Origin of the sequence: Affinirhizobium straminoryzae (assembly GCF_007004135.1) — a bacterium.
GTDB classification, from domain to species: domain Bacteria; phylum Pseudomonadota; class Alphaproteobacteria; order Rhizobiales; family Rhizobiaceae; genus Neorhizobium; species Neorhizobium straminoryzae.
On record NZ_VJMG01000072.1, the window covers coordinates 41,920 to 54,681 of the forward strand.

Below are 12,762 nucleotides of genomic sequence, written 5' to 3' on the forward strand. Positions count from 1 at the left end.
ACTTGGCCTGTGATGCGAGAGGGCAGAGCGCCTTTCGGCGCATCTGCCACGCATGGCTCACACAAACCGACGTTGCGGGGAAAACGGCAAGAGGTCGATCTGCGGCGGCCGACCGGTCAGCAGATCGACGACAAGGCGGGCGGTGCCAGGTGACTGGGTGAGGCCAAGATGGCCGTGGCCGAAGGCATAGACCACGTTCGGCGTGGCACGCGCCGCACCGATCGCCGGCAGGCTGTCGGGCAACGAGGGGCGAAAGCCCATCCACTGCGTGCCGCCTTCACTTTTCAGGCCGGGCAGGAAGGCTTGCGCCTTCTTCAACATGGCGTCGGCACGCGCAAAATTCGGCGGACGCTTCAGGCCGGCCAGTTCAACGGCACCGCCGACGCGAATGCCGGTTGACAGGCGGGTGACGACGAAACCGTGACCGCCGAAGGTGATCTGCATGCGCAGGTCGAAGGCATCGGCCGGAAGCGTCGTATTGTAGCCTCGTTCGGTCTCCAGCGGAATCCGTTCCCCAAGGGTCGCGGCGAGATGATGGGAGAAGGCGCCGGCGGCAAGCACCACTCTGGCAGCTTTCCGCGTTGGGCCACCAGCGGACAGAATCTCGACCCCATTCTCGACCGGCCGCAGTGCCGATACCTCGGTACGCTCCATGCTGCCGCCCCGCGCCAGAAAACGGTCGGCGAGCGCCAGCGTATAGAAGCGCGGATCGGCAATGGAATACCAGCCGGGCGTGAAGGTTGCGCGGATGAAACGACGGTCGAGGCCGGGTTGCAACCGCGTCATTTCGTTTGCGTCCAGATGCTCGAAGGCGATGCCATGCGCCTGGCGCGCCGCCCAACCAGGCAAGGAGGCTGCAAATTCCGCGTCGCTTTCGTAGACCTGCAGGTTACCATCCTTGCGAAGCATGGCCAGCGTCCCCGTCTCCGCGAGGAACGGCTCCAGTTCGGCGCGGGACAGATCCATCAGCGCCGTCTGGGCGGCGGTCGATGCGGCAACGCGCGCAGGCTGACACGCCCGCCAGAAGCGGAACATCCACGGCGCGATCTGCAGGGCATAGGCGGGCGGCACCGTCAGCGGGCCGAGCGGATCCAGCAGCCAGCGCGGCGCCTTGCGCAGGATGCCGGGCGAAGCAAGCGGCAGGATATCGGTGAAGGCGAAAGCCCCGGCATTGCCGGCCGAGGCGCCGGCGGCCGGTCCCTCGCGATCCAGCACCGTCACCCGCAGCCCGCGGGCCTGCGCGGCAATTGCCACGGACAGGCCGATGACGCCGGCGCCAATCACGATCACATCAGGAAAATCCGCCTTGCGCACGGTCTGCTCCCCTTCGCTGCAACAGATGCGGCCCTCGCGCCAGGCCGGTTTGCGGGGGCGACACAGGCCACCCCGCCGCCGGATACCGGCAGTTCGCTCAGGCCTTGAAGGTCTGCACCGCGCCGGGAAGCTGGCTCCATTCGGCATACCAGCTGTTGAACAGGCGGAACTGCGCTTCCACATAACCGCGCTGGCTGTCGGTCAGCATGTCGGTCTCGTTGAAATGCAGCGCGTATTCCGCATCGCCCTTCAAAACCATCATGTGCTTGAAGAACAGCACGAGATCCGGGCCTTCGTCGAAGGAGGAGAGCACGCCGAGCGCCTGCTCGAGTTCCAGCGCCCGCTGGCGGGCATCGGCATTGCCGGCGGCAGCGGCTTCGGCGAGGCGGCACAGGTGCAGAACTTCCTTCGGCAGCACATTGCCGATGCCGGTGATGGCACCCTTGGCGCCGCAATTGACGTAGCCGTGGAAGACCGCGGTATCGACGCCGATCATCAGCGTGACCTCGTCATCGCGGCTGGTGATGTTTTCCGCCGCATAGCGCATGTCGCTCGGGCCGCCGAATTCCTTGAAGCCGACGAGGTTCGGGTGTTCGGCGCGCAGCGCAAAGAACAGATCGGCCCGCGTGGCAAAGCCATAATAGGGGCTGTTGTAGATGACCGCCGGCAGTTCCGGGGCGGCCGACAAGATGGCCTTGAAATGCGCTTTCTGCGCCGCGATTACCGAGCCGCGTGAAAGGACGCGCGGAATGACCATCAAACCCTTCGCGCCCACCTTCTGGGCATGGGCGGCATGGGCGACGGCAGAGGCCGTATTGACCGCACCCGTGCCGACGATCACCGGAATGCCGGCCTCGGTCAGGCGGGCCACGCCTTCCATCCGCTGGGCGTCGGTCAGAAGCGGCCAGTCCCCCATGGATCCGCAGTAGACGACAGCGGACATGCCGGCCGCGATCAGTTCCCGAGCCTTGCGCACCAGCGCGTCGAAATCCGGCGTGCGGTCGGGCTTGCAGGGGGTCATCAGGGCCGGAACCACGCCGGAGAAAATGTTGGCAGCCATGCGTCTCTTCCTCTGGAATGCGCCCTCGCCCGTCCTGAGCCCTGCCCGAAGTGTCGGGCATCCAGCGCGTTGTCAGCGTGAGATAGCATCTTGTATTCTATTTGTCGACAAAAATTCAAGACGTCGAAACGGGGGCGCGCCACTCCGCCGTTCCTCAAGCTAAAGCGTCAGATCGAGCCGTTCTTCCCGCACCAGAAGCTTGCGCACCTGCTCGACAATCTGGTCGGCATGGACGCGGCCGAGTTGTTCGGAAAGCCCCAGGTCGCGCGCGGCGATCGCGGCGATCATCTCCTCATGTTCGCCCACGAAACGATGCGGCAGACGGTCATCATAGGACTGGTAATAGAGGCGCAGAATGCGTCGCCCCTCGTCCAGCAGCCGCTTGAAGAGCGCGGTGAAATAGGGATTGCGGCCGGCTTCCGCGATAGCAAGGTGGAAGGCGGCATTTGTGGCGATCATCGCAAGCGCATCCTGGGCTTCCACGGCGCGGGCAAAATCGGCTTGCAGCGCGGTGATCCGCACGATATCGCCCGGCTTGTGATGCTCGGCCGCCAGCCGGCCCGTCACGCGATACATCAGCGTCAATGCGTCGAAATAGGCATGGATGTTGAGGAAGTCGATGGGCGCTACGAGCGTCGAACGGTTCGGCAGCGTCTCGATCAGCCCCTCGCCGGCCAGCCGCACCAGTGCCTCGCGGATCGGCGTACGCGACATGCCGAAGCGCTCTGCCAGTTCCACTTCGTCGATCGCGCTGCCGGGCGCCAGCACGAGATCCAGAATCTCGTCGCGCAGGGCGTCATAGACCAGTTTCGCGCCTGATCCGCGCCGGCGCTCCACCGCTTCGGGTGCGTCCTTCTCCGTCATACGCCCTCTTCCTTCCATGCTGCACCGTCAGCGGAGGCCGGCGTCGGCCCCGGTCAGTATCGGATGTCCCATAGAACAGCTGTCCCGTTAGCCTGCAAGCCGCGGCTTCGGACTGGCATCGGCAAGCGCGACAACCTTGCGTTTCGCCAGCATGTCCTGCTCGCAGCGTTCCAGTTGCTGCAGCTTGCCGGCCAGCCAGTCCACGAAGACGCGCACCTTGTTGCTGAGGTGACGCGTCTGCGGATAGACGATGTAAAGCGGAATAGGCGGCCGCTGCCAGTCAGACAGAATTTCCACCAGTTCGCCGCGTTCCACAAGATCGCGGACCATGAAGGAAACGGCTTGCGCAACACCTATGCCCGCCACGGCGGCCGCGATATAGCTGCGCGATTCGTTGACCGATACGATATAGCGCGGCTCGATCTCGATCAGTTCCCCGTCCTTATGAAACTGCATGGGAAAGTTACGGCCTGTATAGGCCTTCATGTAGCCGATGCCGCTGAAATGATGTTCCAGATCGCGCGGATGTTTCGGTTCGCCCACCTTTTCCAGATAGCTCGGGGCTGCATAGGTCCGCAGCGTCAATTCCGCCACCTTGCGCGCCACCAGCGACTGGTCGTTCGGCGTGCCGCCGCGCAAGGCACAATCGACGTTTTCGGCGATGTAATCAACGATGCGGTCGCCAATATCGAATTCCAGCTGGATCTTGGGATAACGGGTGTGGAAATCGCAGAGCGAGGGCATGATGATCTGGTCGGCAAAGGCGCCGGACAGCGCGATGCGCACCTTGCCGGAGGGCTGCGCCTGCGAACTGGACAGGCTCCCGTCCAGTTCATCCAGATCCGCCAGCAGGCGCGAGGCCCGCTCGTAGTAGAGCGCGCCATCGGTGGTCACCACCACCTGTCGGGTGGTCCGGTTCAGCAGCCGCGTGCCGAGATGCGCCTCCAGCGACTGGACGAGATTGGTCACCGTCGTCTTCGGCATCTTGAGCGACAGCGCCGCCTTTGAAAAATTTCCGGTTTCCACCACACGGGTGAAAACGCGCATAGCCGAAAGCTGATCCATGCCGACCTCCTTGACGCACCTGCAATATTATCCCGAATTTTCGAACAGAGTTGCCAAAAATGGCAATCTTGTGCATCCGATAGGAATAATAATATGAATCGCGGACAGACGGAAGGCTTTTCAGCCGGAACGTTGCGAGTAGGCATATGACACGGCCATGGCAGATGCAGGCGGAGGGCGAGGGACAGTTTCCACTGGCCTTTCGTCTTTACGAGGCAAAGATGCACAAACGGGCAACAGCGCGCGCGCAGCCCGTGGTGCTCTATCTGCGGGGCAATTCCTTTTTGTCGGCACCGCAGCCGGCAGAGGATGCGCCGGCTGCCGTTGCCATGGCAGAGGCCGGAGCGATCGTGGTGGAAGCGGATTACGGCGGTCCGTCCGGCAACGTGTTTCCGCGCACGCTGGAATGCGGGTTCGGTGCGCTGCGCTATCTGGTGGCAAAGCGCCGGCGTTTTGCGGCCACGCGCTCTCCCGTTTTGCTGGCGGGCGATGAGGCGGGCGGCAATCTGGCGGCGTGTCTGGCACTCAAGGCCCGTGACTACATGCCGAACGAACTGGCGGGACAGGTTCTCCTGTCCCCTATGATTGATCCGCAGATGGCGACGGCCTCGTTCGAAAAGGCCGACGGGATCGGCATGCGGACACGCTGGTCCGAGGGCTGGAGCCATTATCTGGCATCGGCCTGCAGCTACCAGCATCCTTACGCGGCGCCCTGCTTCTGCTCCCGGATGGCAGGCGCCGCACCCGCTCTGGTCGTGACATCGGATGACGATCCGCTGCGCGACGAGACCCTCGGTTATGCCGCCCGCCTGGAATCGGCGGGCGTGCCGGTCACGCGCCGTATCCTGCCCGCCGACAGCGGCTGGACCGGCCTCTATCACGGCAGAGACGGTGCATGGCGTGCCGGATTTTCCGCCGACTTTGCGCAGTTCCTCGACGGGCTGCGGACGTAGACGACGGGCAGATGCCCGTCCCCCATCACATGCCGGTCCATTGTGGACCGAAGGAGAGTGTCATGACCGCAAGGATCAAGAACGCGGCCCTGTGGGCCAGCGCATTGGCGACGGCTGTGCTGATTGCCGGCGGTTCGCTTTATCTGGACCAGCCGCGACATGCCGTTGCAGCCTCCGCGGCAGGTGCCGCACCGGCCATTCCGGTGACCACCGCCACCGTCAAGCCGCGCCAGGTTGCCGTCTGGAAGGAGTTTTCCGGCCGGCTGGAAGCCGTCGGCCGGGTGCAGATCCGTCCGCGCGTGGCGGGCGTCATCCAGTCCGTGCATTTCCGCGAGGGCGGACTGGTGAAGAAGGGCGATCTGCTGGTGTCGATCGATGCCGAACCCTACAAAGCGGCCGTCGATCAGGCCCGCGGCGAGGTGGCGTCTGCCCAGGCAAAGCTCGACCTCGCGCGCACCGAACTGGAGCGCGGCACGACCCTTCTGTCACGCAACACGATTTCCGCCAGCGATCTGGCGCAGCGGCAAAGCAACAATGCCGCCGCGGTCGCCGCGCTGCAATCGGCTGAAGCCACCCTGCGGCTCGCCGAACTCAATCTCGGCTACACGGAAATCCGCGCGCCGATCGCCGGACGTCTCGGCCGGCTGGAGGTCACGCCCGGCAATCTCGTCGCGGAAGGCTCGACGGCGCAGGCGCTGACCACGCTCGTTTCGGTCGATCCGATCTATGCGAGCTTCACCATCGACGAAGCCTATCTGCAGCAGATCATTTCCGTTCTGCCGGCCGGTGACATCCAGGCCTCGCTGGACAAGATCCCCGTGCAGGTGACCACGCAGGAAACGGCTGCACCGCTCTCCGGCCGCCTGCAGCTGATCAACAACGAGATCGACGCCTCGACCGGGACGATCCGGGTCCGCGCCGTGTTCGACAATCCGGATGGGCGCCTGATCCCCGGCCAGTTCGTGCGAATCCGCATGGGCCAGCCGAGCGCGGAAGAGCGCCTGGTGATCAGCGAACGTGCGGTTGGCACGGACCAGGACAAGAAGTTCGTCTTCGTGGTCGATGCCAAGAATGCGGTAGCCTATCGCCAGATCGAACTCGGCGCCGAGGTGGACGGGCAGCGGATCGTCGAAAAGGGCCTGAACGCCGGCGACCGCATCGTCGTCAGCGGCCTGCAGCGGATCCGCCCCGGTGCCGTCGTCCAGCCGCAGGAAGAGACCGCGCTCAACAACTGACGGACTTCGGCGGGAACCCGCGCCGGGTCCCGCCAGAACCCTCCCGTCGAAAGGACCCGAAGCCGCCGGCCCGCAGAGGGCGGGCTGGCAGCGCATCCTTGCCAGTTGCCCATTCCATCCGATGCCACCCGCTGACCGACGGTCGCGGGGATGCCTCCCCCTTGTCCTCCGTGAGGGTCTTGCCCCATGAACATTTCCCGCTTCTTCATCGACAGGCCGGTCTTCGCGGCCGTGTTGTCGATCCTCATCGTGGTCGCCGGCCTGATCGGGCTGCGCGCCCTGCCGATCTCCGAATATCCCGAGGTTGTTCCGCCCTCCGTCGTGGTGCGCGCCACCTATCCCGGCGCCAACCCGACCGTGATTGCCCAGACGGTGGCCACGCCGCTGGAAGAACAGATCAACGGCGTGGAAGGCATGCTCTACATGTCGAGCCAGGCGACGTCGGACGGCGTGCTGACGCTGACCGTCACCTTCCGCCTCGGAACCGATCCGGACAAGGCGCAACAGCTGGTGCAGAACCGCGTGGCCCAGGCAGAGCCCCGCCTGCCGACGGAAGTCCGCGCACTTGGCGTCTCCACCGTCAAGAGTTCGCCGGACCTGATGATGGTCGTTCATCTGGTTTCGACCGGCGATCGCTACGATCTCACCTATCTGCGCAATTACGCGACGCTGAACGTGAAAGACCGGCTGGCCCGCATCGATGGCGTTGGCCAGGTGCAGGTGTTCGGCGCCGGCGATTATTCGATGCGCATCTGGCTCGATCCGCAGAAGGTGGCCGAGCACGGGCTTGCCGCGAGCGACATCACCACCGCCATCGGCCAGCAGAACGTACAGGCGGCAGCCGGCATCATCGGCGCCTCTCCCTCGCTGCCCGGCGTCGACATGCAGCTGAACGTCAATGCCCGCGGCCGTCTGCAGACGCCGGAAGAATTCGGCGCCATCGTGGTGAAGACCGGCGCGTCCGGTGAAGTGACCCGCCTCAGCGACGTCGCCCGCATCGAACTCGGTGCTGCAGATTACTCGCTGCGTTCCCTGCTCGACGGCAAGCCGGCAGTCGCCATCCCGGTATTCCAGGCACCGGGCTCGAATGCCATCGCCATTTCCGATGCCGTGCAGCAGACCATGCAGGACCTGCAGAAGGCGATGCCGGACGGCGTGCGCTACGAAATCGTCTATGACACCACCAAATTCGTGCGCTCTTCCATCGAGAAGGTCGTCGATACCCTGCTGGAAGCCATCGCACTCGTCGTTCTCGTCGTCATCCTCTTCCTGCAGACCTGGCGCGCCTCGATCATTCCGCTTATCGCCGTGCCGGTCTCCATCATCGGCACGTTCGCGGTGATGTATGCCTTCGGCTTTTCGATCAACGCGCTGACCCTGTTCGGCCTCGTTCTCGCCATCGGCATCGTGGTGGACGATGCGATCGTGGTGGTGGAAAACGTCGAGCGCAACATCGAGAACGGGCTTTCGCCGCGGGAGGCGACCTACCGCGCCATGCGGGAAGTGTCCGGCCCGATTATCGCGATCGCCCTGGTTCTGGTTGCCGTCTTCGTGCCGCTGGCCTTCATCACCGGCCTCTCCGGCCAGTTCTACCGGCAGTTCGCGCTGACGATTGCAATCTCGACGGTAATCTCCGCGCTGAATTCGCTCACTCTGTCGCCGGCGCTCGCGGCCCTCCTCCTGAAGGATCACCATGCTCCGAAGGATGTGGTGACACGCGTGATGGACCGCTTGCTCGGCTGGTTCTTCCGTGGCTTCAACCGTGCCTTCGGCGCGGCGTCGCGCGGCTATGGACGCACCGTTGGCGGGCTGCTCGGCCGCAAGAGCATGGTGATGGTGATCTATCTGGCGCTCGCCGCCGCCACCTTCAGCATGTTCAACGCGGTCCCCGGCGGTTTCGTGCCGGCGCAGGACAAGCAGTACCTGATCGGCTTCGCGCAGCTTCCGGACGGCGCCACACTTGACCGCACGGAAGAGGTGATCCGCAAGATGAGCGACATTGCGCTCAAGCAGCCGGGGGTCAAGAATGCGCTCGCCTTCCCGGGCCTGTCGATCAACGGCTTCACCATAGGTTCCAATGCCGGCATCGTCTTTGCCGTGCTGGACGATTTCGAGGAGCGCAAGGATCCGTCGCTGTCGGGTGGTGCCATCGCCATGGCGCTGAACCAGAAATATGCCGCCATCGGCGACGCCTTCATCGCCATGTTCCCGCCGCCGCCGGTCAACGGCCTCGGCTCGACGGGCGGCTTCAAGCTGCAGATCGAGGATCGCGCCGGCTTCGGCTACCAGACGCTGGACGAGACGACGAAAGCGGTGATCGGCAAGGCCTACCAGACGCCCGAACTCGCCGGCATCTTCTCGAGCTTCCAGATCAACGTGCCGCAGCTGTTTGCCGATCTCGACCGCGTGAAGGCACAGCAGCTCGGTGTCTCCGTCACGGATGTCTTCCAGACGCTGCAGATCTATCTCGGCTCGCTCTATGTCAACGACTTCAACGCCTTCGGCCGCACCTACAGCGTGCGCGTGCAGGCAGATGCGAAGTATCGCGCCAAGCCGGAAGATATCGGGCAGCTGAAGGTGCGCGCCCAGAGCGGCGAGATGATCCCGCTATCGGCGCTCCTGAAGGTGGACACGTCCGCCGGGCCGGAACGCACGACGCGCTACAACGGCTTCCTTGCCGCCGACATCAATGGCGGTCCGGCGCCGGGCTTCTCGTCCGGCCAGGCGCAGGCGGCGATTGAGAAGATCCTGCGCGAAACCATGCCCGCCGGCATCGATTTCGAGTGGACCGACCTCACCTACCAGCAGATCCTGGCCGGCAATTCCAGCATCATCGTGTTTCCGCTGGCGCTGCTCCTCGTCTATCTGGTGCTGGCTGCCCAGTATGAAAGCCTGACCTTGCCGCTCTCGATCATCATGATCGTGCCGATGGGCGTGCTCGCCGCGCTGACCGGCGTCTGGTACACGGGCGGAGACAACAACATCTTCACCCAGATCGGGCTTGTGGTGCTTGTCGGGCTCTCGGCCAAGAACGCGATCCTCATCGTGGAGTTTGCCCGTGAGCTGGAATTCGAGGGACGAACGCCCGTGCAGGCGGCGATCGAGGCGAGCCGGCTTCGCCTGCGGCCGATCCTGATGACGTCGATGGCCTTCATCATGGGCGTCATTCCGCTGGTCGTCTCCACCGGTGCCGGCGCCGAAATGCGCGCGGCCATGGGGGTTGCGGTGTTCTCCGGCATGATCGGCGTGACGTTCTTCGGCATCTTCATGACGCCGGTGTTCTACATCCTGGCCCGCCTGCTGACGCGAAACAGCCCGCTTCGCCAGCATGGTGATGCAATGACACCGGATCGCGAGGCGCATCACGCCGCTTGACTCCAGTCCTCGTGGTCGCGGGCTTGCCTGCGGCACCGAGGGGTCCGGCGGGCCCTTCCCTCCCCGCAAGACCTGCAAGGCCGGCAGCTTCACCGCTGCCGGCTTTGTCATGGGCGACACAGAGCATTGTGGAAATTAAAAGAGGGTCGTCCAGGCTGCGGCTCACGCGCGATCCCGGACCGTCAGAGCAGTTGTGCGGCAAGTCCTGCCTTGGCGCGAAACGCCTTGAAATCACCAAGCGCCCGCAGCGATCGCCCATCATCGATGGCAGCGAGATCGAGGATCACGGCGTTGGCAATCGTCATCGGCACGACCAGCGACTGGGATTCGCCAGGATCGCCCCGAGAGATCGAGATCTGATGATCGGGCGCGGGGTCCATTCGGGCGGCGTGGAGATCGGTCAACGCCAGAACGCGCGCGCCGCGTTCGGCCGCAATGCTGCGCACTTCCGCCATGAGGGACGAGGGACGACGAAAGGCAAAGAGCCACACCACGTCATTCTCGCTCATCGTCGACAGGGCTTCCGGCAACTGGTGCATCTGGCTGCCGAGATCGCAGGCCTCGTAGCCGGATCGCGTGAGCCGCAGCGCCGTCAGCGCCGAAAGGCTGGCGGAATGGCCGCGTCCGAAAACGTAGATCCGGCGACTGTCGCGCAGGCTTGTCGAGAAGGCGCGGATATCGGCATCGGAGACGCTGGTGCGCACATTGTTGAGCGCGGTGATTTCACTATCGAGCACGGAAGCGAGCAGGCCACCCTCCTCCGCGCGAACCAGACGTGCGGCCATGCGGGCCGCAGGGCTTTCGAAATCGCCGGATCCTTCGATCAGACTCGCCTGCAGGAAGCTGCGAAATTCCGGATAGCCCTTGAAGCCTAAACGTCGGGCGAGCCGCACCGCAGAGGCCGGATGCACGCCCGCACGGGAGGACACGTCCTTGCCGTTCTCCATGGCGCCGCGGATCGGATCCTGGATCAGCACGTCGAGCAAACGGGTATCGGCATCGGTCAGGCGACTCGAATGGCGGCTGATCAGATCGCCGAGCGCCTGTGGTATCGCGTCCTGCCTGTCCATCGGCTCTTCACTCTCCTCATCGGATCTGGCGATCGCCGGGAACGTAATCCACGCGCGCCCCACTTTGGTTATCGAAAAACAGTGCGCGGTCAAGATCATAGGAAATCCACACCTGCTCCGTTCCACCGCCGAGTGCAAGGCGGGGTGCCAGCGCGGTCAATCGACCGGCAGCAGTGTCGCAATGCAGCAACAGATCGGAGCCGGTCATTTCTGCCATGACGACCCGTGCGGCAAGCGAGGGACCGGCAGGCTGTGCGGTATGGACGGCGAGAATATCGGGGCGTAAACCCGCCGTCAGATCGTCCGAACCGGCCAGTCCCGCGCAACCCGGAAGCTTCTCCGTCGGCAGGAAATTGATCGGCGGCACGCCGAGAAAGCCGGCGACGAAGCGGTTGGCGGGGCGGTCGTAGATCACGTCGGGCCGGTCGAACTGCAGCAGGTGGCCATCCTTCATCACCGCCACCCGGTCGGCGAGCGACAGGGCCTCGGTCTGGTCATGCGTGACATAGACGATGGTGGCGCCGAGCTGGCGATGCAGGTCCTTGATCTCGGTGCGCATCGCGACCCGCAGCGCGTTGTCGAGGTTCGACAGCGGCTCGTCCATCAGGAAGGTCGAGGTGTTGCGGGCCATGGCCCGGCCCATGGCGACGCGCTGGCGCTGGCCGCCCGACAGCGCGCCCGGCTTGCGCTCCAGATAGGGTTCGAGCTGCAGCATGCGCGCCACCTCCTCGGCCCGCCGGTTGCGCTCGGCCTTCGGCATGCCGCGCAGCTCCAGCCCGAAGGCGATGTTTTCGCGCACGCTCATATGGGGATAGAGCGCATAGTTCTGGAAGATCATCGCGATATCGCGGTCCTGCGGCGGAAGATCGTTCGCCCGCTTGCCGGCAATCTTGATCTCGCCCGCATCGGCGCGCTCAAGCCCGGCGATCAGCCTGAGCAGCGTGGACTTGCCGCAGCCGGAGGGACCGACGATGACGATGAACTCTCCCGGCTGGAATTCCATCGACACGTCGTGCAGCACGGTCGGTCCGCCCGGATAGGCCTTTCGAATGTTGCGCAGGGAAATGCCGCTCATGCCCCGACCTCCTTCTCGCGAAAGGCATCGCGGAGCGCAATCGCCAGCGTCGGCCGGTCGGTGGTGAACACCTTGACGCCGAGCGCCAGCGCCTTGTCGATCTGGGCCGGCGTATGCGCCGCCCAGCAGCCGAAATCGAGGCCTGCAGCCCGCACGGTGGCGGCGGTGTCTGCATCGGCGGTGTCGATATGCACGCCGATCTCCGGCACGCCATGCGCAAGGCACAGCTCGATCACACCTTCCACGCCGACCTGCTTCAGAACGGCGGGGCTGACCAGCCACAGCCGGGGCCGGTCCGTGGCGGCCGCAAGCTCGTCCAGCGAGGCAAGCAGGAAGGAGGAAAAGGTGGTGCGCGCCAGCATGCCGTAGCGGGCCAGCAGATCGATCACCTTCGGCACGAAATCCGCATAGGCGCGGCCATCGGCGCCCGGCTTGATCTCGCAGCGGAAATCGACGCTGGAGCCGGCATAGAGATCGCACAGTTCCGCAAGCGTCAGCGGATGGCCGCCGGCACTGTAATGAATGGTGGCGGCCTTCACCTCGGCAAGCGTCAGGCCCGCAATCGCACCGCTGCGATCCGTCGTTCCCTCCAGCGTCGGATCGTGGTGGACGACAATCGCGCCATCGACGGTCGGATGGACGTCGAATTCCACCTCGTCCAGCGGCATGGCGGCGGTGGCGGCAAAGCCGCGCGGCGTGCTGTCGCCATATTCGAGCGTACCGCCGCGATGGGATGCGATGCGTGTCATCA

General features: G+C 64.6%; 10 protein-coding genes. 3 read left to right on the top strand and 7 right to left on the bottom strand.

From position 1 onward, the window contains the following. Positions 1-57: 57 nt before the first annotated feature. The 4 genes from FNA46_RS21590 to FNA46_RS21605 all read right to left on the bottom strand — a co-directional run bounded on the left by FNA46_RS21590 (position 58) and on the right by FNA46_RS21605 (position 4,303). Entirely contained in the window at positions 58-1,314 is a 1,257-nt protein-coding gene (locus FNA46_RS21590) for an NAD(P)/FAD-dependent oxidoreductase (RefSeq protein ID WP_246103269.1), read from the bottom strand. Positions 1,315-1,411: 97 nt separating this feature from the next. Next, positions 1,412-2,374, bottom strand: a complete 963-nt coding sequence (locus FNA46_RS21595; protein WP_143127283.1) for a dihydrodipicolinate synthase family protein — start codon at positions 2,372-2,374, stop codon at positions 1,412-1,414. A gap of 159 nt (positions 2,375-2,533) precedes the next feature. Beyond that, positions 2,534-3,238 carry a GntR family transcriptional regulator gene (locus FNA46_RS21600; protein ID WP_143127284.1) on the bottom strand — a complete coding sequence of 235 codons (705 nt, stop codon included), beginning with the start codon at positions 3,236-3,238 and terminating at the stop codon, positions 2,534-2,536. A gap of 87 nt (positions 3,239-3,325) precedes the next feature. Then, entirely contained in the window at positions 3,326-4,303 is a 978-nt protein-coding gene (locus FNA46_RS21605; RefSeq protein ID WP_143127285.1) for a LysR family transcriptional regulator, read from the bottom strand. A gap of 146 nt (positions 4,304-4,449) precedes the next feature. Between FNA46_RS21605 and FNA46_RS21610 the strand changes: the two genes are divergently transcribed. The 3 genes from FNA46_RS21610 to FNA46_RS21620 all read left to right on the top strand — a co-directional run bounded on the left by FNA46_RS21610 (position 4,450) and on the right by FNA46_RS21620 (position 9,866). Beyond that, on the top strand, positions 4,450-5,256 hold the full coding sequence (locus FNA46_RS21610; protein ID WP_246103271.1) for an alpha/beta hydrolase fold domain-containing protein: 807 nt from the start codon (positions 4,450-4,452) through the stop codon (positions 5,254-5,256). A 62-nt stretch (positions 5,257-5,318) separates the two neighbouring features. Continuing rightward, on the top strand, positions 5,319-6,491 hold the full coding sequence (locus FNA46_RS21615) for an efflux RND transporter periplasmic adaptor subunit (protein WP_143127286.1): 1,173 nt from the start codon (positions 5,319-5,321) through the stop codon (positions 6,489-6,491). Positions 6,492-6,677: 186 nt separating this feature from the next. After that, the gene (locus tag FNA46_RS21620; RefSeq protein ID WP_143127287.1) at positions 6,678-9,866 is read left to right on the top strand and encodes an efflux RND transporter permease subunit; all 3,189 of its coding nucleotides are present in this window, start codon (positions 6,678-6,680) and stop codon (positions 9,864-9,866) included. Between the two features lie 182 nt (positions 9,867-10,048). On the opposite strand, the gene FNA46_RS21625 is transcribed toward FNA46_RS21620, so the two are convergent. Genes FNA46_RS21625 through FNA46_RS21635 form a run of 3 tightly spaced genes read right to left on the bottom strand, consistent with a single transcriptional unit; the run spans position 10,049 to position 12,760 of the window. Then, complete coding sequence (locus tag FNA46_RS21625) at positions 10,049-10,936, bottom strand: MurR/RpiR family transcriptional regulator (protein WP_143127288.1); 888 nt, start codon at positions 10,934-10,936, stop codon at positions 10,049-10,051. 16 nt (positions 10,937-10,952) lie between these two features. Next, the gene (locus FNA46_RS21630) at positions 10,953-12,011 is read right to left on the bottom strand and encodes an ABC transporter ATP-binding protein (protein ID WP_143127289.1); all 1,059 of its coding nucleotides are present in this window, start codon (positions 12,009-12,011) and stop codon (positions 10,953-10,955) included. Continuing rightward, complete coding sequence (locus FNA46_RS21635; protein ID WP_143127290.1) at positions 12,008-12,760, bottom strand: glycerophosphodiester phosphodiesterase family protein; 753 nt, start codon at positions 12,758-12,760, stop codon at positions 12,008-12,010. The genes FNA46_RS21630 and FNA46_RS21635 overlap by 4 nt, the downstream gene beginning before the upstream one ends. Positions 12,761-12,762 lie beyond the last annotated feature (2 nt).